21 protein-coding genes and 1 riboswitch are annotated in these 23,041 nt (G+C 71.0%); of the genes, 10 read left to right on the top strand and 11 right to left on the bottom strand.

Annotation, left to right across the window (positions count from 1 at the left end; translation table 11 throughout):
• Window positions 1–39: 39 nt before the first annotated feature.
• Window positions 40–633 (top strand): CE1759 family FMN reductase, encoded by a 594-nt coding sequence (locus ACX1D0_RS12070; RefSeq protein WP_459018155.1) that lies wholly within the window; start codon window positions 40–42, stop codon window positions 631–633.
• A gap of 66 nt (window positions 634–699) precedes the next feature.
• On the opposite strand, the gene mshB is transcribed toward ACX1D0_RS12070, so the two are convergent.
• From mshB to ACX1D0_RS12055, 3 genes are all read right to left on the bottom strand, one after another.
• Window positions 700–1,593, bottom strand: a complete 894-nt coding sequence (gene mshB, locus ACX1D0_RS12065; protein WP_458995334.1) for an N-acetyl-1-D-myo-inositol-2-amino-2-deoxy-alpha-D-glucopyranoside deacetylase — start codon at window positions 1,591–1,593, stop codon at window positions 700–702.
• A gap of 216 nt (window positions 1,594–1,809) precedes the next feature.
• The gene (locus ACX1D0_RS12060) at window positions 1,810–2,814 is read right to left on the bottom strand and encodes a Gfo/Idh/MocA family protein (protein WP_458995333.1); all 1,005 of its coding nucleotides are present in this window, start codon (window positions 2,812–2,814) and stop codon (window positions 1,810–1,812) included.
• Window positions 2,811–3,806 carry a Gfo/Idh/MocA family protein gene (locus tag ACX1D0_RS12055; protein WP_458995332.1) on the bottom strand — a complete coding sequence of 332 codons (996 nt, stop codon included), beginning with the start codon at window positions 3,804–3,806 and terminating at the stop codon, window positions 2,811–2,813. Before ACX1D0_RS12055 ends, ACX1D0_RS12060 begins: the two co-directional genes overlap by 4 nt.
• A gap of 355 nt (window positions 3,807–4,161) precedes the next feature.
• Here ACX1D0_RS12055 and ACX1D0_RS12050 point away from each other — a divergent pair, with 355 nt between their 5' ends.
• The gene (locus ACX1D0_RS12050) at window positions 4,162–4,791 is read left to right on the top strand and encodes a cation efflux transmembrane domain-containing protein (protein WP_458995331.1); all 630 of its coding nucleotides are present in this window, start codon (window positions 4,162–4,164) and stop codon (window positions 4,789–4,791) included.
• 18 nt (window positions 4,792–4,809) lie between these two features.
• Here the strand turns inward: ACX1D0_RS12050 and ACX1D0_RS12045 are convergent, their stop codons facing one another.
• A complete protein-coding gene (locus ACX1D0_RS12045) occupies window positions 4,810–6,594 on the bottom strand; it encodes a DUF5671 domain-containing protein (RefSeq protein WP_458995330.1) in 1,785 nt (594 codons plus the stop codon).
• Between the two features lie 7 nt (window positions 6,595–6,601).
• Window positions 6,602–7,027 (bottom strand): hypothetical protein, encoded by a 426-nt coding sequence (locus tag ACX1D0_RS12040; RefSeq protein ID WP_458995329.1) that lies wholly within the window; start codon window positions 7,025–7,027, stop codon window positions 6,602–6,604.
• 91 nt (window positions 7,028–7,118) lie between these two features.
• Between ACX1D0_RS12040 and ACX1D0_RS12035 the strand changes: the two genes are divergently transcribed.
• The 5 genes from ACX1D0_RS12035 to ACX1D0_RS12015 all read left to right on the top strand — a co-directional run bounded on the left by ACX1D0_RS12035 (window position 7,119) and on the right by ACX1D0_RS12015 (window position 13,950).
• Window positions 7,119–9,479, top strand: a complete 2,361-nt coding sequence (locus ACX1D0_RS12035; RefSeq protein ID WP_458995328.1) for a glycogen debranching protein — start codon at window positions 7,119–7,121, stop codon at window positions 9,477–9,479.
• Between the two features lie 4 nt (window positions 9,480–9,483).
• Window positions 9,484–10,464: a diacylglycerol/lipid kinase family protein gene (locus ACX1D0_RS12030; RefSeq protein WP_458995327.1), complete on the top strand. Its 981-nt coding sequence runs from the start codon at window positions 9,484–9,486 to the stop codon at window positions 10,462–10,464.
• 272 nt (window positions 10,465–10,736) lie between these two features.
• The gene (locus ACX1D0_RS12025; RefSeq protein WP_458995326.1) at window positions 10,737–11,354 is read left to right on the top strand and encodes a DUF4126 domain-containing protein; all 618 of its coding nucleotides are present in this window, start codon (window positions 10,737–10,739) and stop codon (window positions 11,352–11,354) included.
• 201 nt (window positions 11,355–11,555) lie between these two features.
• Window positions 11,556–13,256, top strand: coding sequence for a phosphomethylpyrimidine synthase ThiC (gene thiC / locus ACX1D0_RS12020; RefSeq protein ID WP_458995325.1), 1,701 nt, complete (start codon window positions 11,556–11,558; stop codon window positions 13,254–13,256).
• A 7-nt stretch (window positions 13,257–13,263) separates the two neighbouring features.
• On the top strand, window positions 13,264–13,950 hold the full coding sequence (locus ACX1D0_RS12015) for a thiamine phosphate synthase (RefSeq protein WP_458995324.1): 687 nt from the start codon (window positions 13,264–13,266) through the stop codon (window positions 13,948–13,950).
• Window positions 13,951–13,989: 39 nt separating this feature from the next.
• Here ACX1D0_RS12015 and thiH read toward each other — a convergent pair whose 3' ends face one another.
• The 4 genes from thiH to thiS are packed head-to-tail and all read right to left on the bottom strand — an operon-like array spanning window position 13,990 to window position 16,761.
• Window positions 13,990–15,141, bottom strand: coding sequence for a 2-iminoacetate synthase ThiH (gene thiH, locus ACX1D0_RS12010; RefSeq protein WP_458995323.1), 1,152 nt, complete (start codon window positions 15,139–15,141; stop codon window positions 13,990–13,992).
• Window positions 15,141–15,932, bottom strand: a complete 792-nt coding sequence (locus ACX1D0_RS12005; protein WP_458995322.1) for a thiazole synthase — start codon at window positions 15,930–15,932, stop codon at window positions 15,141–15,143. The genes thiH and ACX1D0_RS12005 overlap by 1 nt, the downstream gene beginning before the upstream one ends.
• A complete protein-coding gene (gene thiF / locus ACX1D0_RS12000; protein ID WP_458995321.1) occupies window positions 15,925–16,566 on the bottom strand; it encodes a sulfur carrier protein ThiS adenylyltransferase ThiF in 642 nt (213 codons plus the stop codon). Before thiF ends, ACX1D0_RS12005 begins: the two co-directional genes overlap by 8 nt.
• Window positions 16,567–16,761: a sulfur carrier protein ThiS gene (thiS, locus tag ACX1D0_RS11995; protein ID WP_458995320.1), complete on the bottom strand. Its 195-nt coding sequence runs from the start codon at window positions 16,759–16,761 to the stop codon at window positions 16,567–16,569.
• Window positions 16,762–16,864: 103 nt separating this feature from the next.
• A riboswitch (TPP riboswitch) is annotated at window positions 16,865–16,972 on the bottom strand.
• Window positions 16,973–17,027: 55 nt separating this feature from the next.
• Here thiS and ACX1D0_RS11990 point away from each other — a divergent pair.
• On the top strand, window positions 17,028–19,097 hold the full coding sequence (locus ACX1D0_RS11990; protein WP_458995319.1) for an NAD(+) synthase: 2,070 nt from the start codon (window positions 17,028–17,030) through the stop codon (window positions 19,095–19,097).
• Between the two features lie 13 nt (window positions 19,098–19,110).
• Window positions 19,111–19,485 (top strand): ArsC/Spx/MgsR family protein, encoded by a 375-nt coding sequence (locus ACX1D0_RS11985; RefSeq protein ID WP_458995318.1) that lies wholly within the window; start codon window positions 19,111–19,113, stop codon window positions 19,483–19,485.
• A 100-nt stretch (window positions 19,486–19,585) separates the two neighbouring features.
• Here ACX1D0_RS11985 and ACX1D0_RS11980 read toward each other — a convergent pair whose 3' ends face one another.
• Both ACX1D0_RS11980 and ACX1D0_RS11975 read right to left on the bottom strand, forming a co-directional pair.
• Window positions 19,586–20,185 carry a hypothetical protein gene (locus ACX1D0_RS11980; RefSeq protein ID WP_458995317.1) on the bottom strand — a complete coding sequence of 200 codons (600 nt, stop codon included), beginning with the start codon at window positions 20,183–20,185 and terminating at the stop codon, window positions 19,586–19,588.
• A gap of 14 nt (window positions 20,186–20,199) precedes the next feature.
• A complete protein-coding gene (locus ACX1D0_RS11975; protein ID WP_458995316.1) occupies window positions 20,200–21,039 on the bottom strand; it encodes a hypothetical protein in 840 nt (279 codons plus the stop codon).
• A gap of 143 nt (window positions 21,040–21,182) precedes the next feature.
• Between ACX1D0_RS11975 and ACX1D0_RS11970 the strand changes: the two genes are divergently transcribed.
• Window positions 21,183–23,039, top strand: a complete 1,857-nt coding sequence (locus tag ACX1D0_RS11970; RefSeq protein ID WP_459018154.1) for a hypothetical protein — start codon at window positions 21,183–21,185, stop codon at window positions 23,037–23,039.
• Window positions 23,040–23,041 lie beyond the last annotated feature (2 nt).

Here is a 23,041-nt window from a genome sequence, read left to right as displayed (position 1 = left end):
AGCACACACAGCCCAGCAGGATCCGTGAAAGGAACACACATGTCCCGCATCGTCGTCATCTCCGGTGGCCTCGGCACGCCGTCGTCCACCAGAGTCCTGGCCGACGACATCCTCGTCCACCTCCGCGACGACCTCGCCGCCCGCGGCGACACGCTCGAGGAGACGGTGGTCGAGCTCCGCGAGCTTGCCCACCCCATCGTCGACGCCATGCTCACCGGATTCCCGACGGGCGACCTGGCGCGCGCCGTCGATGCCGTCGAGGAGGCCGACGCCCTTGTGGTGGTGTCTCCGACGTTCTCCGCCTCCATCAGCGGGCTGGTCAAGAGCTTCTTCGACATCCTCGAGCCGGGCATGCTCACCGGCAAGCCCGTCCTGCTCGCCGCGACGGGCGGCACCGAGCGACACTCGCTCATGCTCGAGTTCGCCATGCGCCCGCTGTTCAGCTACCTGGGAGCGGACCCCGTCCGAACCGCCATCTTCGCCGCCACCTCGGACTTCGGAGTGGGCTCCACCGGCCTGCGGTCGCGGGTGTCGCGGGGGGCGTCCGAGCTGGCCGACGCCGTCGCGGGTCGGCGCTCGACGTCGCGGGAGCCGGCGGGCTTCCTGGCCTTCGAGCAGCTGCTCGCCGGCTGAGGCTCCGCAACGACGACGGCCCCGCGATCTGCGTGATCGCGGGGCCGTCGTCGTTGGCGTCGATGACTAGGCGGCGTCGTCGAGGCCGTCGAACAGGCAGCTTGCCCGCCCAACGCCCTCGGGGAACGGCTCACCGGCACCCAGCAGATAGGCCTCGCCGGACCCCGGGAGCTCCTGCATGATGCTGTAGAACTGCCAGAAGGGGTGCTCGATGTTCACCTGGCTGCGGTGGGCCCCGAGGGCCCGGCGGCACACGTCGAGCCAAGGGCCCGTCTCGATCAGCGCGACGATCTGCGCCGGGTCCGGGCCGAAGCTGTCGGCGTCGCGATCCTCCTCGGTCCAGAGCTCCAGGCCCCGTTCCTTGGCGATCGCGTACGCCTCGACCCAGCGCTCCGTGTTGTGCGTGCTCCACAGGACCCGCCGGATCCGCCAGGGCGCGCCCAGGTCCGGGCGGTGCGACGGAGACGCAGCGAGCGTGCTGGCGTACATGAGGACGCGGTGGGCCTGGATGTGATCCGGGTGGCCGTAGTTGCCGTGGGGGTCGTACGAGACGGCGACCTGCGGCCGGCGGCTGCGGATCACCTCCACGAGGTGGTTGGCCGCCTCGAGCAGATCCGCCCGCCAGAAGGCGTTGTCGGGCATGTCACCGGGGACGGCCGCGCGGCCGTCGGGCCCGGTGGTCATGCCCGAATCGTGGTAGCGCCCCGCGCCCCCCAGGTACACGTGGTCCGTGACCCCCACCTCGCGGAGGGCCTGCTCGATCTCCGAGCGACGATGTTCGCCCAGCTCCGCCGGGGTGAAGTGCTGCCACTCGGGCAGCATGATCTCGCCCAGCTCGCCGAGCGTGCACGTGACCAGGGTGACCTGGCCGCCCTCGTCGAGGTACCGCGCCATGGTGGCGACGGACTGGCTGGACTCGTCGTCGGGATGGGCGTGCACAAGGAGGAGGCGGTGGTTCACGGCGGCCATTCTACGTCGCGACGCAAGGTAATTCAATGTTCAATTATTGACGCCGGTCCGGGCGGGGGTCACCGTGGCCTGCTGCGGTTACTGTTCCTCCAGGGGACCCCCGGCCCTGGCAGTGCACTGGTGAGCGGGCTGGAGGAACGACCACCGCACCGGACCTGGGTGGATAGGCCGACCCGCACCGCTCCAGGTTCGGAGGCGCGGGCAGCGTCAGGGGAGGGGGTCGCCCATCAGGTCGCGGGCCCGCTCCATCAGCCGGACGGTGGCCAGCGTCGCGTCGAGGGGCCGGATGGGGGACTCGGTCAACCCGGCGCCGATGCAGCGCGCCACCTCGAGGGCCTCGTGGTAGAGCCCCACGTGTGCGACGCGGTCCTCCTCCCATCGGAGCACCTCGCCGTCGCGGAACCGCACCTCTACCGGACCCGGGTGGTAGAACGGGCCGTCGAGGACGAGCGTGGCATCCGAGCCCGCGATCATCGCCGTCGTGGGCGTGTCGGCCACCATCGACGCGTGCACCACCGCCTGCCGGTGCTCGTCGTCGACCAACAGGGCCGCGAACTGCCCGAAGGAACCGCTGGAGTGCCGCTGCCCCGTCGCTCCCACCACGCGGGCCGACGGCAGGACCCAGCCCACGAACATCAGGGGATAGGTGCCGAGGTCGTTCATCGCGCCGCCGCCCTGCGCCGGGTCCATGGCTCGGTGGTGATCGACCAGGTACTCGCCCATGTCAGCCGCCACGGACTGGATGTCGCCGAGCATCCCGCTGTCCAGGATCTGCCGCACCACGTCGTAGCGCGGCAGCGCGAGCGTCCAGACGGCCTCCATGCAGAACAGCCCCCGCGCCCGTGCAAACTCGACGAGCGCCTCCGTGTCCGCCACCCGCGGCGTCATCGGCTTCTCGACCAGCACGGGCTTGCCGGCCTCAAGTGCCAGCGTGGCGTGCGCCAAGTGGTCGAGGTGGCCCGTCGCCACGTAGATCACGTCGACCTCTGCTCCCACGAGTTCCTCGTAGGTGCCGAACGCCTGCTCGATGCCGAACTCGCCCGCGAACTCCCGCGACCGCTCGACGTTGCGCGATCCCACCGCCACCACGCGCTGGCCTGTCCGGGCCAGCACGGTGGTGACGAACTGGTGCGCGATCCAGCCGGTGCCGAGGATGCCCCAGCGCAGGCTCGGCACGTCGCCGACGGGTCGCGGCTCCGGCAGCGACCTCACCGGTCGACTTCGACGAAGAGCCCGCCTCCGTGCATCGACTCCACGACCGCCTCGCCCACGAGGGTGGCGCGCTCCGCGTCCTCCAGGGTGGCCAGCGTCGACGGCCTGCCCTCCTTCACCGCGTCCACCCACTCCTGCAACTCGAGGCGGTAGGCGTCGGCGAACCGGGGCCGCCAGTCAGCCGCGATCGGCGACGAGGTGGCCTGGTTCGCGTTGACCAGCAGTTTTGCCGGTTCGGTGATCGTCAGCACACCTGTCTCGCAGACGGCGTCGCAGCGGATGTCGTAGCCGTAGCGGGCGTTGAGGAACACCTCGACGGTGCTGAGCGAGCCGTCGGCGGTGCGCACCAGAAGGAGGAACGGGTCCGCCAGGTCCGTGGCCGTCGAGCTGGGGTGCCCGGCGTGCCAGCTGACCTCGGTGACGGGCGCGTCCAGCAGCCAGGGGATGAGGTCCAGGTCGTGGATGGCGGAGTTGAAGATCACGGACTCGTTGGTGGCGCCTGGGCCGGAACTCACCCCGCGACCCACCGAGTGGATCATCAGGGGACGCCCGTGCTTCCGCGAGCGGATGGCGGCCTTCATGGCCACGTAGCCCGGATCGAAGCGGCGCATGAAGCCGACGGTGGCGAGGGGCGTCCCGCCGCCCACGGCCGAGCGGTGGGCGGCGATCACCTCTGCGCACGTGGCGGAGTCGTAGGCGAGCGGCTTCTCGACCAGCACGTGCTTGCCCGCGTCCAGGCAGGCCTTCACCTGATCCGCGTGCAGGAAGTCGGGTGAGGCGATGACGACGGCCTGCACGTCGTCGGCGGTGATCAGCTGCTCCGGGTCTGCGTGGACGCGGGCCCCGGGGATGCCGGAGATGGCCGCCTCGGCGCGACCTTTGTCCGGATCAGCGATGGCGACGACATCGGCGCCGGCGATGAAACGATGGATGTTCTGAGCGTGATCGGCGCCCATGATGCCTGCGCCGATGACCCCGATGGAGAGACTCATTTGTCCTGACCTTTCTTGGGTGAGATCAGCCTACGCGATGCGAGGGTGTCGCGGAAGGGGGTGCGCCGGGCGGCCCTCCGGCTGCTGGCTGAGCCGCCTGCGTTCGGCTCGGACGCCTGCGCTATAGCGCGGGCGCCCAGACTGACCGCGGGCGCCCAGACTGACCGCGGGCGCCCAGACTGACCGCGGGCGCCCAGACTGACCGCGGGCGCCCAGACTGACCGCGGGCGCCCAGACTGACCGCAGGCGACTCAGCAGGCGTCGGGAGGTAGCGCAGGCGTCGGGAGGTACCGCAGGCGTCGGCGGGTGCGGCCCCTTCGGCCGACCAACGGCGGGGCGCGATAGCCTGTCGGCCGTGCACGAGATCGACCCCACCCGCGTCCGCGCCCTCAGGCGCACCGTCCTCGTCGTCGCCCTGCTGAACCTCGGCTACTTCTTCGTGGAGAACGCGGTGGCGCTCGCGATCGGGTCGGTCTCGCTGTTGGCCGACTCCGTGGACTTCCTCGAGGACACCGCGGTCAACCTGCTGATCTTCGTGGCGCTCGGCTGGCCGCTCGCCCACCGCTCCGTCGCGGGCAAGGTGATGGCGGGCATCATCCTCGTCCCCGCGGCGGCCGCGCTCTGGCAGGCCATCGCCAAGTTCCAGAACCCGGACGCTCCGGACCCGCTCTCGCTGATCCTCACTGCCGGCGGCGCCGTGGTCATCAACGCGATCTGCGCCGTCCTGCTGCTGCGCCAGCGCGACCACGGCGGGTCGCTCACCCGGGCAGCGTGGCTGGCCGCGCGCAACGACGTCATCATCAACCTGGGCATCATCGCCATGGGTGTGCTCACGCTGACCCTGGTCCCGAACGGGTGGCCCGACCTGATCCTGGGCCTCGGGATCGTCGCGCTCAACCTGCGCGCGGCCAGGGAGGTTTGGGAGGTCGCGGAGGAGGAGAACCTTGCCGCCAAGGCGCTGGCGGGCGAGGTCGACGACGACTGACCCGCAGCCGCGAATGGCTCAGCTGTCGGGACGCGCGAACTGCGCCGTTTCGCCGCCAGATGCGGCTCGATCCTCAGCCGGTGCCGCGGGGGCGGTCGGGGCCGCGACACGACCCGACGGGTCCACCCGGAAGACCCAGTGACCGGCACCCTCGCCCAGCACGACCACGTCGGCCCCTGGGTATGCCGCCAGTTCCTCCGCCAGCGCCGCGACGTCCCACGAGTCGGCCGCGGAGTCCAGGCGCCCCCACACCTCCACCCGGGCGCCGGTGGCGCGGGCGAGATCGCGGTCGACCTCTGGCCCGACCGCGCCGATCAGCAGCACGGTCCGCGGCCCCCGCGCCCGCGTCGTCACGCCGGTGGCCCGGTCCATGCGGAACACGGAGCCGTGATAGGCGGACACGGCGGCAGCGCTCACCAGCGTGCCCAGCCCGTAGCGCATCGACCGGACGGTGGCGGCGCTCACCGACCCCGCGACGACGTCCTGCAACAGGATCACCGCCACCGCGATGAGGGCCACCACCGCCGCCACCCCGGCAAGCCCGAACAGGGTCACCAGGTACACGCGCCGGGTGGGCGAGCTGAGCTCCACATCGGGGGATGCGGCGGCGGCCCGGCGGATGCGAGCCCAGAAGATCCACCACACGGGCACCCCGACGGCGAGCAGCGTGACGGCGGACCAGAGCGTGTTGAGCACCGTCATCCCCGCGTCCACGCCCGGCGTCAGAGACTCGATGAGCGCCACGAGCACGGTGCCCACGCCGATTGCGGCCGCCCCCAGCCCGATGCCCGCCACCAGGTACTCGTAGACGCGCCGCGGCTCGGTGCGTCCCTCACCTTCGCCGAGGATGGTCCGGTGATACCACCACACCAGCAGGCCGACGAACACGGCGGCGATCTCCACCGGGGCCGAGTCGAAGTGGTTGGAGGCTGATGCCTCCTGGCGGTCCCCGAGGAACCACACCAACACGCTCCACAGCAATTGGCTGCCCGCCACGAGCGTCATGATCAGCCCGCCGCCCACGCCCAGCGGCAGGACCACCGCGAGCCACAGCGGGCGGCGCGGCAGCGATACCGCGGACGTGGCCCAGTAACGCACCCAGATCAGGGCCCCGCCCAGGAGAAGTCCACCGCCCTCGCCGAGCGTGGTCAGAGGGTTGCCGATCATGTCCGTCCGGAGCAGCAGGTCGAGCGCGGAGCCGAGGGTGAGGACGAGTCCCGTCACGCCCAGCGCCAGCCCCACCACCGATCCCAGGAGGAGGTGCGGGGTGTTGCGCTCCGCGTCCAGGGTGCGGGTGGCCAGCCACCAATGGAAGGCCCACATGCCCGCGAAGGCGACGAGACGCGCCAGCGCCTCGTGTTCCAGTTCGCCCTGGAGCGCCGCCGAGCCGATCTCCGGGAGCGCCGTCGCGGCTACGACGGCCCCCACCAGCGCGGCCAGCGTCACGTAGAGGGCGTAGAGGCCGGACTCGCGCTCGGCGGGATCCGCCCGGTGGGCGCGCCTCGTCCACCACGCGATCAGTGCGGCGAGCGGGCCGCCGACGAACACGAACGCCAGGCCCCGGGCAAGCCGAGCGTCCGGATCCTCCCACTCGGGGACCTCGGCCCCCAGGAGCAGCGCCAGGAGCTCCGAGACCCCGATCGCCACGACGATGACCAGTGCGAACAGCACCGCGTATTGGAAGAACCGCCGCACGCCGTGGGCGTCGATGCCCGGGCCGCGCCGTCGGGCTGCCGCGACGACGAGCACGATCACCACCACGGGCAGGGCCAGGGAGAGCAGCGCGCCGAACACCTCGAACATCACGACCTCACTTGCACGAGTAGATGGGCCACGGATGGCCGGTGGCCATCCAGCCGTCGCCGTCGGCCTTCAGCTCGATCACCTCGCGGTGATCGTAGGAACTGAACAGCCCCCCGCTGGACTCGGTGACGTTGAGCACGACCGTGGCCCTGTCGCCGTCGACCTTCGTGTCCACCACGGACATGCTCATCCTGGTCGGCCGGTAGACCTCCGGCAGGGGCACCGTGCAGCCCAATGCCGGGTCGAGGTAGGAGACGGCCTCCTCGTCGTCGCCGTCGATGACGGCGAGCGCGAGCAACTGTGCCGTGCCGTCCGGGGTGCCGGGGTCCATCTCGGGCGGCTCCCGGTTGGTGGCCATGACCCCGGCGACGATCGCGAGCAGGACCACCAGCCCGGCCACCACGGCGAGCACCACATTCGGGCGCGTGTTCATACCCTCAGAGTCCTCCTGTCTGCGCCCCATGGGAAGGGGTCTCGCAAGCGCGTTGCCGTGCGTGTCGGGGTGGCGTGCCAGAATCGACGCCATGACACGCGTGATCGCGCTGGACCGGCGCTCCTGGTCCAAGGCCACCTGGCCTCTCGGCACCCACCCCCACGCCGAGGGCGTCACCTTCGCGATCTACGCGCCGGCTGCCACCAGGGTCCAGCTGGAGATCTATCCCGACGCGATGGGTGCCTCAGCCGATCGCACCTACCTGCTCGTCAAGGGCAGGGACGGCATCTGGCGGGCGCTGCTGCAGGGTCTGCAGTTCGGCGCCCTCATCGGGTTCCGTGCCTGGGGCCGCAACTGGCCGTACGTGAAGGGCTGGAAGCCCGGGTCGGACCTCGGGTTCATCTCGGACCTGGATCAGCACGGCAACCGGTTCAACCCCAACAAGGTGCTCTTCGACCCGTATGCCCGCGAGGTCACCCACAACGTCTTCACCGATCAGCTGCACGAGTACGGCGTCAACGACGGCGTGTTCGGCACCGGCGGGGACCTGGTCGACGGCGTCCCCCGTCGCACCATCGACACCGGGCCCTACGCCCCGAAGGGCGTGCTCATCGCCGACTACACCCCGGTCACGCCCAAGCCGCGGATCCCGGGTGAGAAGACCGTCATCTACGAGGTGCAGGTGGAGCAGCTCACCGGGCACCCCTCGGTGGCGCGGCTGTCCCAGCTGCTGAGCCGAGAGCCGGGTTTCGAGGGCGTCGTCGACATCCCTGAGGAGTTCCAGGGGACGTACAAGGGTGCCGGGATGATGGCGCCCTACCTCAAGGCTCTGGGGGTCACCACCGTCGAGTTGCTGCCGGTGCACGAGACGAACGCGTCGGAGTCGGCGCGCCACGGCGCCGTGAACGCCTGGGGCTACATGACGCTGTCGTTCTTCGCCCCCAACCGCCAATACGCGGCGGACAAGGCCTGGTGCGGCCCCACCCGCGAGTTCAAGGAGATGGTCTCGGCGTTCCACGACGCGGGCCTCGAGGTCTATCTCGACGTGGTGTACAACCACACCGCCGAAGGCGGCAACTGGAACGGCGACGTCAACACCACCGGCTTCACCAGCCTCGGCGGGTTCGCGTGCGCGGAGTACTACCAGATGACCTCCGACAAGGTGCTCGTCGACGGTGCCACCGGCACCTCGAACCAGGTCAACTATTCCTCCCAGGCCGCCAGGAACCTGGTGCTCGACTCCCTGCGGTACTGGACGCAGGACATGCAGGTGGACGGTTTCCGGTTCGATCTGGCCACCGTCCTGGGGCGGCTCCCGGGCGAGGCTCATCCCGACGACTGGGCCAGGCAGAAGCGGTTCTTCTCGGACCACCCGCTGCTGGTGGACATCGCGTCCATGGCGAAGGCCGAACACATCGAGGTCATCGCCGAGGCGTGGGACCTGTGGGGCTACGAGGTGGGCAACTTCCCGCGCGGTTGGGGCGAGTGGAACGGCCGCTACCGCGACGCCGTGCGCCGGTTCACCAAGGGAGACGCCAACATGGTGGCGTTCACGGACATGTTCAACGGGGACTACCACCACTTCCATGACAGCGGCGGCGCCCAGAAGACCATCAACTTCGTCACCGCCCACGACGGCTTCAACATGGCGGACCTGGTGTCCTACCAGGAGAAGCAGAACGATCAGCCGCCGCCGTTCGGCCCGTCCGACGGCGGTTCGGACGACAACCTCTCCTGGGATTCGGGGGGCTCGCAGGCGCTCAGGCGCCAGCGGCTGCGCAACCTGTGGAGCATCCTGTTCTTCTCCCGCGGCGTGCCCATGATCGTGGCCGGAGACGAGTTCGGCCGCACCCAGAACGGCAACAACAACCCGTGGGCGCTGGACTCGGTGGCCATGCGCAACAACTACGCCATGATCCCCACCAACGCGCCCCAGCGGGTGCCGGTGGCCGACGGGGTGGACGAGGGCTACCACGACAACCTCGGCCAGTACGAGACGGCGCCCCACGTCAACGGCCAGTTCCGCTTCGCCACGTTCCTCGCCAACCTGCGCCAGCGCCATGAAGCACTGCAGCAGAGGCGCTGGGGGGACATGGTGGCAGACGACAAGGACGTGTCGTACCTCTTCCACACCCCGTCGGGAGAGGGGTTCCCCATGGAGGGGGACCGGGCGGTCTCCATCCAGATCGATTCCCCGGGCGACGACTTCTGGGTCATGATCAACATGGCCGACCAGGAGATCGAGTTCAAGGTCCCGCCTCCTCTGGAGGGCTGTGTGTGGCGCCGCCTGGTGGACACCTCCACCTTCGCGGAGCCGGCGTGCAACTTCTGGAACGAGGGCGAGGGCATGATCGTCTCCGACAGCGCGACGGTGGCGGCCTGGTCCGTCATCGTCTGGCAGGAACAGGCGAAGCCCGACGGCTCCCGCGCCATCCCCGTGTGGAAGGACTGAGCCCATGAGCGAACCGAACGGCGCCGGGACGAGGCGCGCCGCCGTCGTGTTCAACCCCACGAAGGTGGACCGTGCGGAACTTGAGCTGGCGGTCGCCGACGCGGAGCGGTCCTCCGGCTGGGGGTCCTCGCTGTGGCTGGAGACCTCCGCCGATGACCCCGGGGCGGGCATGGCGCGGCAGGCGGTCGAGGAGGGCTGCGCCCTCGTGCTGGCCGTCGGCGGCGACGGCACCATCCGCGCGGTCGCCGAGGGGCTGAGGGGGAGCGCGGTGCCGTTGGGCCTCTGTCCCCGTGGCACCGGGAACCTGCTGGCCAGGAACCTGCGTCTCCCGTTGGGCAACCTCCAAGGCTCAGTGACGGCGGCGTTCCAGGGGGTCCCGCGCCCCGTGGACGTGGGGGTCCTGGACTGGGTGCGGCCCGGTGGCGAACACGAGGAGCGCGTCTTCGTCGTCATGGCAGGCATGGGCCTGGACGCCCAGATCATGTCCAGCACCGACGAGGAACTGAAGAAGCGGGTCGGCATGCTGGCCTACGTGAAGGTTGGCGTGGAGAAGTTGCGTCGCAATCACCGGATGCGCCTGCAGTTCCGCCTCGACGACCAACCCCCGCAGCGCGCCAGGGTGCACACCGTGCTCGTGGGTAACTGCGGGTCGATCGGCGGCAACGTGACGCTGATGCCCGATGCCGCCGTCGATGACGGGGTCCTCGATGTGTTGGCGATGGAGCCGCAGGGCATGTTGGGCTGGGTGCGGGTGGCCTGGGGAGTCGTGGTGGACAACGGCATCCTGCGCGGCCGCCGGAACCGCGAGGGCGGCGAGGGCGAGCTGAGGTACCAGCGGTGCCGGAGCCTCGAGGTGTGGCTCCGGGAGCCCGAGTCGATCCAGCTCGACGGTGACTACTTCGGCAAGGTGGTGTCGCTCTCTGTGCACGTGGAGCCCAAGGCGCTCCGGGTGATGATGCCCCCCGGGTGGGAGCCCGCCGCCTGACGCGCGGCCCCTGGCGTCCGCTGTCCCGCGAGGGGGACGGTTTGAGCCGGACACGGCTCTCGCGGGGACGGTTTGAGCCTGGCTTCGGACTCGTCGCGCGTTGGATCGATCAAACTGGCCGCATCGGCGGTTGAGGCCGAAGTCCGGCTCAAGCGTCCGCCGCAAGGGCCGTGTCCGGCTCAAGCTTCCACCGCGAGAGCCGTGTCCGGCTCAACGCGTCCCTGGCGATCCGGACCCAGCGCGCGGCCAGGCCGGCTCGCCATAATGGCGGCATGGAACTGCTCCCCATGACGTTCGCCTCCGGGTGGGCATCCGGCATCAACGCCTACGCGACGGTGTTCATCCTCGGGCTGCTCGGCCGCTACGCCGGGACCGGCGGCGTGCCCGAGGGGTTCATGCGCACGGACGTGCTCATCGTCATGGGAGTCCTCGCCCTGCTGGAGCTGATCGCGGACAAGATCCCCGTCGTCGACTCCATCTGGGACGTGCCCTCGACTGTGATCCGCCCCATCGCCGGCGCCGTCATCGGGGCGCTGATCGCCGGCGCGAACGGCGACATCCTCACCATCTCCCTCGCCGCCGTCGGCGGGGTGACGGCGCTGCTCAGCCACCTCTCCAAGGCCGGCATCCGGCTGGCGGTGAACACCTCGCCGGAGCCGGTGTCCAATGTCGCGGCGTCGGCGGCGGGCGACGTCGGCGTCGTCGGGGTGACGACGCTGGCCGTGCTCTTCCCCGTGGCGGCCGCGGTCGTCGCGGGAGTCCTGCTGATCGCGATGATGTGGCTGGCGTGGGTGTTGATGTCGCGGATCAGGCGGGGCTGGGAGTGGCTGAAGGCCAGGTGGACCACCGCCGACTCCCCTCCCGGAGGTCGGCCTGCCCGGCGCGCGTGAGCGCCGCGCAGCCGTAGAGCTTCGCCTGCCGCGTCGTGCTGCAGGCAAACCTCATCGTGGCCCGGACGAGATCCGGCGACGGCACCCGCTACAGTCACTGTTGTCCCCACGGGAGCCCAGGCAAGGGCTGAGATCGGGCTGATGCCGCCCGGACCGTCGAACCTGCCCGGGTTATGCCGGCGAAGGAAGAGAGGCTCGCTCGTGAGTGAGATCCATCCGAAACACCGTGTCGTCCACCTGCTCGACGACGACATCAGCGTCCCCGTCACCGCGGTGTCGCTGGATCCGTCACCCGATGGGACCGACAACCCCGACGTGCACGTCTACCGCACCTGCGGTCCCGACACCGATCCGACGACAGGCATCCCTCCCCTGAGGACGGACTGGATCCTCGCCCGCGACGACGTCGAACCCTGGCAGGGGCGGCGCGCGCGGCAACTCATCGACGACGGACGCGCCGCGCTGCGCCGAGGCGGGTCGGCCGAGGAGTGGCGCGGCCCGGAGCGCACCGTGCTGCGGGCGCGGCAGGGCAGGACGGTCACGCAGATGCACTACGCCCGCCAGGGGCTGGTGACTCCCGAGATGCGCTATGTGGCGCTGCGCGAGGGCTGCGACGTGGAGCTCGTCCGCAGCGAGGTGGCGGCCGGCCGGGCCATCATCCCGGCCAACGTGAACCACCCGGAGAGCGAACCCATGATCATCGGGCGGCGCTTCCTCACGAAGGTCAACGCGAACATCGGGAACTCGGCCGTCACCAGTTCGATCACCGAGGAGGTGGACAAGGCGCGCTGGGCCACCAGGTGGGGGGCCGACACCGTGATGGATCTGTCCACAGGCGACGACATCCACACGACCCGCGAGTGGGTGATCCGCAATGCCCCGGTGCCGCTGGGCACCGTGCCGCTGTACCAGGCGCTGGAGAAGGTCGACGGGCGCGCCGAGCTGCTCACCTGGGAGATCTTCCGCGACACGGTGATCGAGCAGGCCGAGCAGGGCGTGGACTACATGACCATCCACGCCGGCGTGCTCCTGCGCTACGTGCCGCTGACCGCCAACCGGGTCACGGGCATCGTCTCGCGCGGGGGATCGATCATGGCGGCCTGGTGCCTGGCGCACCACGAGGAGTCGTTCCTCTACACGCACTTCGACGAGCTGTGCGAGATCTTCGCCCGGTACGACGTGGCGTTCAGCCTCGGCGACGGGCTGCGTCCGGGCGCCACCGCCGACGCCAACGACGAGGCGCAGCTGAGCGAGCTGCGGACCCTGGCGGAGCTGACCCAGCGCGCCTGGGCCCACGACGTGCAGGTGATGGTGGAGGGCCCCGGGCACGTGCCGCTGAACCTGGTGGAGGAGAACGTCCGGCTGCAGCAGGACTGGTGCCACGGCGCCCCGTTCTACACCCTCGGCCCGCTGGTGACCGACATCGCTCCTGGCTACGACCACATCACCTCCGCCATCGGGGCCGCCGTCATCGCGATGCACGGCACGGCGATGCTGTGCTACGTCACCCCGAAGGAACACCTGGGCCTGCCGAACCGCGACGACGTCAAGACGGGCGTGGTCACGTACAAGATCGCCGCGCATGCCGCCGACGTCGCGAAGGGGCACCCGGGGGCCAGGATCCGGGACGACGCCCTGTCGAAGGCCCGGTTCGAGTTCCGCTGGCACGACCAGTTCGCGCTGTCGCTCGACCCGGACACCGCGATCGCGTACCACGACGAGACGCTGCCGGCGGAGCCGGCGAAGACCGCCCACTTCTGCTCGATGTGCGGGCCGAAGTTCTGCTCGATGCGGATCAGCCAGGACATCAGGGCCGCCCATGGTCTGAAGGAGAAGTCAGTGGAGTTCCGTGCCAGCGGCGGCCAGGTCTACCTGGACGTCACCGCGGCCGGGAAGCGGTGAGGGGCCGGTGGCCCTCCCCGGCGGTCCGTCGTCGCCCGGTGCCTTCCCCGACTACCGGCTGTACCTGGTCACCTCGGGCGCCGGCCCCGCCACCGTCGCAGCCGCGTCGGCCGCCGCGGCCGCGGGTGCGGGCGTCGTACAGGTCCGGGCGAAACAACTGTCCGCGCGGGACCTGCTGGACCTGGTGCTGCGGGTGGCCGACGGTGTGGCCTCGGCGAACCCGGCGACGCGCGTGCTCGTCGACGACCGGGCCGACGTCGCCCATGCCGCCATGCGACGCGGGGCGCACGTCCATGGCGTCCACCTCGGGCAGGACGACCTGCCGGTGCGCTCCGCCCGCGACCTCCTCGGGCCCGGCGCGCTGATCGGGCTGACGACAGGCACCCTGGACCTGGTGCGCGCCGCGAACGACGTGGCCGACGTCGTCGACTACCTCGGGGCCGGCCCGTACCGGCTCACCCCGACCAAGGACTCGGGCCGTCCACCCCTGGGCCTCGACGGCTACCCGCCGCTGGTGACAGCCAGCGAACTGCCGGTCGTGGCCATCGGCGACATCGGGCCGGGCGACGTCGCGGCCCTGCGCCGGACCGGGGTCGCGGGGGTCGCGGTGGTGCGGTGCGTCATGGACGCCGAGGACCCGGGCGCCCGGGCAGCGGCCCTCCTGGACGCCTGGGCCGATGGCGGCGTCGGCTAGCAGGGCCCGCCGGCGCGGACGAGGGGCGTCCGCGCCGGGTCAGGTCCGGATGTGGTCGCGGTAGACGGGCTGCAGGCCGCGATCCACGAGGACGCGATGGATCTCCGCCAGGCTGCGCGTGTCGGAGATCTCGAACTGCTCGTCGCCCTTCTCCTCGGCCGCGTGTCCGCCGACGCCGACGCTGACGCCCGCCGACATGCGGGTGGCGACCAGCCCGGCGACGTTGTCGCGGAACCCCGCCCGCTCCCGCGTCGAGATGGTGATCCCGGCGTACGGCAGGAGCAGGCGGTAGGCGAGCATGACCTGCAGCAGTTGCCGCTCCGTCACGTTGATCTCCACCCCGTCGTGGTTGATGTAGGGCCGCAACCGGGGCACCGACAAGGTGATCTCGGCGTGCGGATAGCGGCGCTGGATGGAGCGGGCATGCATGCCGACGGCGAAGGCATCTCGGCGGGCATCGCCCAACCCCAGCAGCGCCCCGAACGCGACGCCCCGCATGCCGCCTTTCAGGGCCCGCTCGGGTGCGTCGAACCGGTACGGGAACACCCGTTTGGGGCCGAACAGGTGCACCCGCGAATAGGTGTCGAGGTCGTAGGTCTCCTGGTAGACGGCCACGTAGTCCACGCCGCGGTCGTGCAGGTAGGCGTAGTCCTCGGTGTTGAGCGGCTGCACCTCGATGCCGACGACGGCGAAGTGGCGCGCCGCCTTCTCCGCCGCCTCGCCGATGAACCGCACGCCGGAACGCTGCTCGGACTCGCCGGTCAGCAGCAGCACCTCCTGGAGGCCGGTGGCGGCGATCTCCGCCAGCTCCGCCTCCATCTCCTCCGGCGTCAGCGACGCCCGGTGGATCCGGTTGGAGGCGCTGAACCCGCAGTAGGTGCACTCGTTCTGGCAGTAGTTGGCCAGGTACAGGGGCGTGAACATCGCGATCCCGTTGCCGTGGTGGCGGAGGGTCAGCTCCCGCGCCCTGGCCGCCATGGCCTCCAGGTGCGGGTCGGCGGCCGGCGACAGCAACGCGGCGAAGTCCTCGGTCGTCACCTCGTCCCGGGCGAGCGCGGCCCGCACGTCGGCCTCGCCGTAGTGGCCCGGATGGTATCCGGCGACCGCGGCCATCACCTCCGCCATCACCGGCGACTCCAGCGACTCCATGCCCGGGCGGTACGACATGGGGTCGCGCAGCGCGACGGCCATCAGTCCTCCAGGAATCCGGTGAGCGGGCTGGAGGCCTCCGCCCGGTCGAGGACGCGCCCCGGGCCTGCCAGGTGCCCGGCCCGGCCCGCCTCGACCGCCAGCCGGAACGCGGTCGCCATGCGCCCGACGTCCGCGGCCGTCGCGATGGCCGTGTTGCACATCACGGCGGCGGCACCCAGCTCGATGGCCTCGCACGCCTGAGAGGGGCGGCCGATGCCGGCGTCGACGATGATCGGCAGGTCGATCTCCTCGATCAGGATCCGGATGAACTCGCGCGCCACCAGGCCCTTGTTGCTGCCGATCGGGGCGCCCAGCGGCATCACGGCCGCCGCGCCCGCCGACACCAGGGCCCGGGCGACGACCAGGTCGGGATGCATGTAGGGCAGCACGACGAAGCCGTCGGCGGCGAGGATCTCGGTGGCGCGGACCGTCTCCGCGTTGTCCGGGAACAGGTACTTCGAGTCGTTGATCACCTCGACCTTCACGAAATCTCCGCAGCCCAGTTCCCGGGCCAGCCGCGCGATCCGGACGGCCTCGTCGGCTGTGCGGGCGCCCGAGGTGTTCGGCAGCAGCGTCACCGAACCGGGGATGTGGTCGAGGATGTCCTCGAGCCCCCCGGCGTTGGCGCGGCGCAGGGCGACGGTGACGATCTCGGCGCCGCCGTTGTCGACGACGGCGCGGATCAGCGGCAGCGAGAACTTGCCGGACCCCAGGATCAGCCGGGAACCGAAGCTGCGCCCACCCAGCGACCAATCCCCGACGGCGGTCGGGGCGAGCGTCGCGCTAGACATCGGCGTGTCCCAGCAGCAGCCGCAGCACCGTGTTGGCCTGATGGGCCGCGCACAGCTGCACGCGGGGCGCCATGAGGCCTCGACCCGCCGTCGCCCCGCTCTCCAGATCCCCGGAGAGGTACAGCCGGTCCAGGGCCCTCCTCGTCGTGATGGTGTTGGAGCTGCCGTAGCCGGCCATCCCGGAGCCCGACACCAGTGGCGTGTCGGGCACGTCGGCCAGCAGGCTGCTGACCAGCATCGCCTTCTGGTCGGCGAGGTCGAACGCCTCGCACACCACGTCGAATCCGGTGAGCAGGGTCGGTACGTTGTCAGGGGTGAGCTTCACGGTGACGATGTCCACCGTGGTCAGGGGGCTGATCGCTGTGAGCTGCTCCGCGAGCGCTTCGGTCTTCGGCATGCCGATGTGCCGCAGGAGGTAGTTCTGGCGGTTCAGGTTGCACATCTCGACGATGTCGAAGTCGATGAGGCGCAGGTGCCCCACACCCAGCCGGGTCAGCGCGAATGCGATGTGGGAGCCGAGCCCGCCGAGGCCGGCGATCGCGACGCGGGCCCGGGCGAGCCGCTCGTACACGTCGCAGCCGTGGCGGTCGATGAGCCCCTCGACATAGGCGTCCCGGACGGCGGTGGCGCCCATCTACCCGCCCCCGACGAACGCGACGACCTCGACGATGTCGTCGTGGCCGACGCGCACCGAGTCGTACCTGGCCCGGGGCACGATCTGCCCGCCGAGCTCCACCGCGACCCTGTGCACGTCGAATCCCCGACTGGTCAGCAGGTCGAGCAGGGACTGGCCGGCGGCTCCTGGGATCTCCTCACCGTTCACCCGCACAGCTACACCTCCTTCGCCGGGCGAGCCGGCGTCCGTGGACGGCGCTCGACCCCTGTGGGCGGAGCGCTCGGCCTGCCGACAGGGCATGGCCGATGACGAGGGGTGAGAAATCACACGACGTCCCTTCGCCAGTGCTAACTGGATCAGGTTCAACGGGTGTGATCTCAGCCGACAGTGACCTAGCGTCACGGCGGCACCCCGCGTCCGAGGGTCACGCTAGTGCAACTCGCAGGTGGGGCACAATCCTCCGTGCAAGACTGACGCCCATGGAGTTCACCTCGCTCTACCGGCACGGGTTCGCGCGGGTCGCGGCCTGCACGCTCCCGGTCACCCTGGCCGACCCGTCGGCCAACGCGCACGCGATCGCGGTGGAGGCCAGGGCCTGCCACGACGACGGGGTGGCGGTCGCGGTGTTCCCGGAGCTGTCGCTCTCGGGCTACGCCATCGACGACCTCCTGCTGCAGGACGTACTGCTCGACGCGGTGGACCGCGCCGTCGTCGAACTGGCGGACGCGACGGCGGACCTCCTGCCGCTGCTCGTGGTGGGCGCGCCCCTGCGCGCGGGCAACAGGCTCTACAACTGCGCGGTGGTGATCCACCGCGGGCACGTGCTCGGCGTGGTGCCCAAGGCGTACCTCCCCAACTATCGCGAGTTCTACGAGAAGCGTTGGTTCGCCGACGGTGCGGACCTGGACCTCGGCACGCTCCACCGTCCCGGCTGGCCCGCCGAGTTCGGCGAGGTGCCGTTCGGCACCGATCTGCTGTTCGACGCGCGCGACGTGCCCGGCCTCACGGTGCACGTGGAGGTGTGCGAGGACATGTGGGTGCCGGTGCCTCCGTCGTCTCTGGCGTCGCTGGCCGGTGCGACGGTGCAACTCAACCTCTCCGCCTCCCCCATCACCGTGGGCCGCGCCGAGGACCGGCACCTGCTGGCCCGCTCGTCGAGTGCCCGCAACAACTCCGCCTATCTGTACGCCGCGGCCAGCTTCGGCGAATCCACCACGGACCTGTCCTGGGACGGCATGACGATGGTCTACGAGATGGGCGATCTCCTCGGCCAGACCGAACGCTTCCCGCACGCGGCCCAGCGCACCGTCGTCGACCTGGACCTGGACCGCCTTCGTCAGGAGCGCATCCGTCAGGGCTCGTTCGAGGACAACCGGCGCGCGGTGGGGGTGGGGGAGTACCGGAGCATCGAGTTCGCGGTCCGGCCACCCTCGGGGGATCTGGGGCTGCGCCGCCCGCACGACCGCTTCCCGTTCGTGCCCGACGACCCGGCCCGCTTGAATCACGACTGCTACGAGGCCTACAACATCCAGGTCTCAGGGCTCGAGCGGCGCATGAAGGCCATCGGCGGGGGCGATGCGTCGAAGGCGCCGAAGATCGTGATCGGCGTGAGCGGGGGCCTGGATTCCACGCACGCGTTGATCGTCGCGGCCAAGGCGTGCGACAGGCTGTCGCTGCCGCGCACCCACATCCTGGCGTTCACGCTGCCCGGCTTCGCCACGTCGTCGCACACGAAGAACAACGCCACGCTGCTGGCCGAGGCGTTGGGCGTCACGTTCGAGACGGTGGACATCACGCCCATGGCCACCCAGCTGCTCAAGGACCTCGGCCACCCGGCCGGCGACGGGCAGCCCGTCTACGACGTCACGTTCGAGAACGTGCAGGCAGGCATAAGGACGGACTTTCTCTTCCGCGCCGCCAACCAGCGCGGCGGGATCGTGCTGGGCACCGGAGACCTGTCCGAGCTCGCGCTCGGCTGGTGCACCTACGGGGTGGGTGATCAGATGAGCCACTACGCCGTGAACACCGGGGTGCCGAAGACGCTCATGCAGCACCTCATCCGCTGGGTGATCAACACCGGCCAGTTCGAGGAGACCGGCGTCAACGAGACGCTCGCCTCCATCCTCAACACCGAGATCTCACCCGAGCTGATCCCGGTGGGGGAGGGGCAGAAGCCGCAGTCGACGGAGGACTCCATCGGCCCCTACGCGCTGCACGACTTCACCCTCTTCGGCTTCCTGCGCCGCGGCTACCGGCCCAGCAAGATCGCGTTCATGGCGCACCACGCGTGGCGCGACATCGAAGCCGGCCACTGGCCCTCCGGCTACCCGGAGGCCGACCGGACGGCCTACGACCTGCCCACCATCAAGAAGTGGATGGCGGTGTTCCTGCGCCGCTTCTTCGGCAACCAGTTCAAGCGCTCCGCCATCCCGAACGGGCCCAAGGTGCTCTCCGGCGGCGCGCTCTCGCCGCGAGGTGACTGGCGGATGCCGTCGGACGTCTCGGCGACGGCGTGGCTAGCGGAGCTCAAGGACAACGTCCCCGACTGACAAGGAGATTCGCATGAAGGACCTGACCATCCTGCACAATCCGCGCTGCTCCACCTCGCGCGCCGGCCTGGAGGCCGCGGAGGCGTCGGGGCTGAGCCTGGAGGTGCGCAACTACCTCAAGGAGCCGCTCGACGAGGCCGCCTGGCTGGAGGTGCTGGAGATTCTCGACGCCGACCCCACGGACATGGTGCGCCGCGACAAGGCCTTCGACGAGCTGGGCCTGAGCGACGACGACGTGGCCAGCGCCGACCAGGTGGCGCGGGTGCTGGCGGAGAACCCCGCGCTCGCCCAGCGGCCGGTCCTCATCCGCCGCGGCGGCGCCCGCCCGCGGGCGATCATCGGGCGCCCGAAGACGGCGGTCGCCCCCTTCCTGTCCTCCGCCGGCTGACCCGAAGGCCAACCGTCGGCCGGGGTTGTCGGCGTGGGCCGTCGACGAGCCGGGTGCCCCCCATGTTCACCAGGCTCGCCGACGGCGGCTCAGGGGTACGTCACCCGTGCGGGCGCGGGTCGAAGGGTTGGTCGGTCGCCGCGGCCGCCAGCTCGGGCTCAGCGGGACCTGCGCCGTCGTCCGGTTCGCCGCCGGGGGTGCGGCGGGTCCGCCGCGCGAGGAGCAGGATGAGCGACGACCCCGCTACGTGTGCCGCGACCCCGAAGCCCAGGATGACGAGCAGCGACTCCACCCGCCGGTCCGTGATCTGCCAGCGGCCGAGTTCGTAGGCGCTCGCAGTGGCCGCCGCCTGAGACTCGAGCAGCTGAGCCTGGCCGAGCAGTAGCGAGTCGTTCTGCCGGCCGATGATCTCGAGCATGTCGTTGGTGTACCAACCGTTGACCACCTGCTGCTTCGGGGCGCTGTCGGCTGTGTACTCGCGCAGTTGCTTCAGGGAGGCCGCGCCGTTGAAGTCGCCGACGAAGTCGGGCAGGGCGGCTGTCCGGGTCTGATCGGGCGCCTCCGGAAGGGCCGGGAACGGCTGCCTGACCAGCACGATCAGCGCGACGAGCACAGCGGCCCAGACGATGGCCCGGTAGGCATGCAGAGCGGCCGGTTCAGGGCGTGGGGCCACCGTCGGTGCCGAGTGAGTATCTGGCATGTGGAGTCCTTCGGTCATGAGGTGCCGACGGTCCAGGCGCCGTCGGCCTTGATCAACAGCAGCGACGGTCCGGCCATCACGGGCACGCTGCCCTGGTAGGTGCCGATCTCGTTGATGAGCAGGCTGGGCCAGGTCCCGTCGGTCTGGTGGACGGCGAAGTTCGAGCTGCCGTCGTGGGTGACGGCCGCGACCGCGGCAGCCCCCTCGTACTTGAACACGGCGTCGCCGGTGCCGCTGAGCTGAGCGGTCGCGACGGGGGCATTGGTGATGGGATCGATCTGGACCGTCCAGGCGCCGTCGGCGGTGATCTGCAGCATCGCGCTCTCGGCGCCCATGAGGCCGTAGGAGACGACGCCCGAGTAGCTGCCGATCTCGTTGACGAGCAGGTCGCTCATCTGGTTGGAGGCGTCCAGGGTCTGGAGCACGAAGTTGGCGCTGCCCTGGTGCGTGGCCGTGACGAGCGCGGCCTCGGCCTCCGCCGGGAGCTGGATGACGGAGTCTCCGGTGCCGCTCTCGGAGATGGTGGCGAAGGTGCCGAAGCGTTCGGTGTACGGGTCGACGACGGGCTCGGTGATCTCCTCCGTCGGCGTGGCCGCGGCAGTGCTCGCCGGAGCGCTGGAGGCGCTCGGAGGGGCTGAGGCCGAAGCGGCCCGCTCAGTCGTCGCGGCGGACGCGGAGGTGGAGGCGGGGGCGGCCGCCGGGGCCGCCGTGTCGGCCGGTTCCGACAGGGCGCCGCCGATGCCGGCGAGCAGGACGAGGCCCGCGGGGATGAGCACGCGCTTCTTGCGGTACCACGGCCGGACGGGCGCCGGGGCGGGGCCGGTGGGTGGCTGCCACTGGGGGGTGGTGGTCATGGTTTCTCCTTCGGGTCGACGATGGTTCCACGGTCCCAGGGCTAGACGTTCTAGTCATGCGATGAGCCGATAAGGAGGGTTATCAGGAAGAGGCGCTCAAGATCGGCCGATCCCGCTAGGGTGGGCGACGAGGGGAGGGCGCAATGCTCATCACGGCTGCCGACGTGGCGATGATCGCCCGCGTCCGCCGCCCCGTCGTCACCATGTGGCGCAAGCGCTACACCGGCCCCGACGCGTTCCCGCCGGCCCAGGGCGGGCGCTTCGACGCCGATCTCGTCGTGAGTTGGCTCGCCGAGCACGGGCGAGGCAACAACCCCCAGCCCGAACGCGCGCTTCCGCTGCTCGGAATGCTGCTCGAGGCGCGCACGGATGTGGCGCGGGCCATGGAGCTGTCCGCCGTGCTCGCCTTCCGCGCCGCCTACGGCGAGGCCCTCGTCGAGGACCTCACCAGGGCAGGAGCACCAGACCGGGGAGTCCTGGAGGAGCTGGACAGCCTGCGTTGCTTCGGTCGCGAGGTCCGGGATCTGGGTGGCCGCCTCACGGAGACCGCAGCGGCCGTCGACGCCTTCCTGGACGAGCGCTTCGGCGCGGCCGACGCCATGGCCTGGCTGACCGACGACTGCCTCGTGCGGCACCTCCCGGCCGTCGCCTCTCTGTCGCTCTCGCGGCTGGCCGCCGGCCTCGTGGCCAGGGCCGCCGTCGCCCTGGCGGAGCTCTCCCCGCGCCCCGACCTCCTCGATGCCGCCGGTACCGGCTTCTCCTGGCTGCAGCAGCTCCCCCCGGAGTGGCCCGCCCCGGTGGGGATCGCGGTCGACGACTCGGCGGTCGGGCGCCACTCCCGCCGCGTCCTGCAGGTGGGGGAGTGGGATGCCCAAGCGGTGTCCGACGAGCGGGGATGGGCCCTCGCCGTCGACGCCGCGATCGACGCCGAGCCCGCAGAGCTGTTCGGCCGGGCCGCGCTGGGCGACGACGGCCAGGTCCGCCTGGTGCTCGGCCCCGCCAGGCTCCTCACCGATCCGGCCGGAGACGCGGCCGCCCGCGACGAACTCCTCCGCGATGGCGTGGTGCGCGCCGTCGTCAAGCTGCCGGCGGGATGCCGCCCCGTCCACCCGCGCGAGGCGCTGGCCCTGTGGCTGGTGGCGGAGCGCGACGAGCTGCCCTTCGAGCAGCACCGCACCTTCGTCGCCGACCTCACAGGCGTGGACCTGACCCCGCAGGTGGTCGCGGACCTCGTCGTCGACCTCACGGTGGCCGCGCAGGACCTCCCCGCCCAGCAGCATCGCGCGTGGCGGGTCCTGCGCCCAGCCCTCACCCGGCATCTCCTCGCCCGCGGCGGCTCGCTCGTCGCCACGTCCCAGGCGCCGCTCGGACGGCCCACGATGACACTGACGCCCGAGGAGCTGCAGGCCCGCGCCGCGGCGGTGGGTCTCGGCCCGCTGTGGCTCACGCCCGGCCCTGGACGGGCCGCGTCCGGGACCACGGCGCAGGTTGGCCTCGCCGACGGTTGGCTCAAGCTCCTCCCCGGCTCCAGGCTCGGCCCCGATCAGCTCGGCGACGGCGACCTCACCGTCTGGACCGTCGACGCCGGACGCCTCTCCCGGACCGCGACGGTGGACCGGCTGACCGCCCTCGCCCGTCCCCGCACCTGGCTCACCCAGCCGGGCGACGTGATCCTCGGCCCGGGACCCAGCGCCGTCGTCGACACCCACGGCGGCTCCCTCGTCGCCACCCCTGCCCGGGCCCTGCGCCTCACCGCCGACGCGCCCGTGACCTCGCAGCAGCTCGCCCGCGCCGTCGCCACCGCACCGCGCGGCACCAAGCCGCCCCAGTGGCGGCTCACCCCGCTCGATCCCGCCCAGCGCGCCGCCCTGTCCGCGGCGGCTGACAGGATTGGGCAGCGTCGGGCAGAGCTCACCGCCCAGCTCGACGCCCTCAACTCGTTCGAGGACGCCCTCCTCGACGCCTGCGAGACCACCACCCTCACCCTGGAGACCCGCTGACC

This window comes from Tessaracoccus pujii (genome assembly GCF_054483895.1).
This window is presented reverse-complemented; position numbering and strand designations above follow the sequence as displayed.

Bases quoted from the DNA above. Each gene is read 5' to 3' on its own strand.
- ACX1D0_RS12070 (WP_459018155.1), top strand. From the start codon at position 40: ATGTCCCGCATCGTCGTCATCTCCGGTGGCCTCGGCACGCCGTCGTCC.
- ACX1D0_RS12055 (WP_458995332.1), bottom strand. From the start codon at position 3,806: ATGAGTCTCTCCATCGGGGTCATCGGCGCAGGCATCATGGGCGCCGAT.
- ACX1D0_RS12045 (WP_458995330.1), bottom strand. From the start codon at position 6,594: ATGTTCGAGGTGTTCGGCGCGCTGCTCTCCCTGGCCCTGCCCGTGGTG.
- ACX1D0_RS12040 (WP_458995329.1), bottom strand. From the start codon at position 7,027: ATGAACACGCGCCCGAATGTGGTGCTCGCCGTGGTGGCCGGGCTGGTG.
- ACX1D0_RS12035 (WP_458995328.1), top strand. From the start codon at position 7,119: ATGACACGCGTGATCGCGCTGGACCGGCGCTCCTGGTCCAAGGCCACC.
- ACX1D0_RS12030 (WP_458995327.1), top strand. From the start codon at position 9,484: ATGAGCGAACCGAACGGCGCCGGGACGAGGCGCGCCGCCGTCGTGTTC.
- ACX1D0_RS12025 (WP_458995326.1), top strand. From the start codon at position 10,737: ATGGAACTGCTCCCCATGACGTTCGCCTCCGGGTGGGCATCCGGCATC.
- thiH (WP_458995323.1), bottom strand. From the start codon at position 15,141: ATGGCCGTCGCGCTGCGCGACCCCATGTCGTACCGCCCGGGCATGGAG.
- ACX1D0_RS12005 (WP_458995322.1), bottom strand. From the start codon at position 15,932: ATGTCTAGCGCGACGCTCGCCCCGACCGCCGTCGGGGATTGGTCGCTG.
- thiF (WP_458995321.1), bottom strand. From the start codon at position 16,566: ATGGGCGCCACCGCCGTCCGGGACGCCTATGTCGAGGGGCTCATCGAC.
- ACX1D0_RS11990 (WP_458995319.1), top strand. From the start codon at position 17,028: ATGGAGTTCACCTCGCTCTACCGGCACGGGTTCGCGCGGGTCGCGGCC.
- ACX1D0_RS11985 (WP_458995318.1), top strand. From the start codon at position 19,111: ATGAAGGACCTGACCATCCTGCACAATCCGCGCTGCTCCACCTCGCGC.
- ACX1D0_RS11980 (WP_458995317.1), bottom strand. From the start codon at position 20,185: ATGCCAGATACTCACTCGGCACCGACGGTGGCCCCACGCCCTGAACCG.
- ACX1D0_RS11975 (WP_458995316.1), bottom strand. From the start codon at position 21,039: ATGACCACCACCCCCCAGTGGCAGCCACCCACCGGCCCCGCCCCGGCG.
- ACX1D0_RS11970 (WP_459018154.1), top strand. From the start codon at position 21,183: ATGCTCATCACGGCTGCCGACGTGGCGATGATCGCCCGCGTCCGCCGC.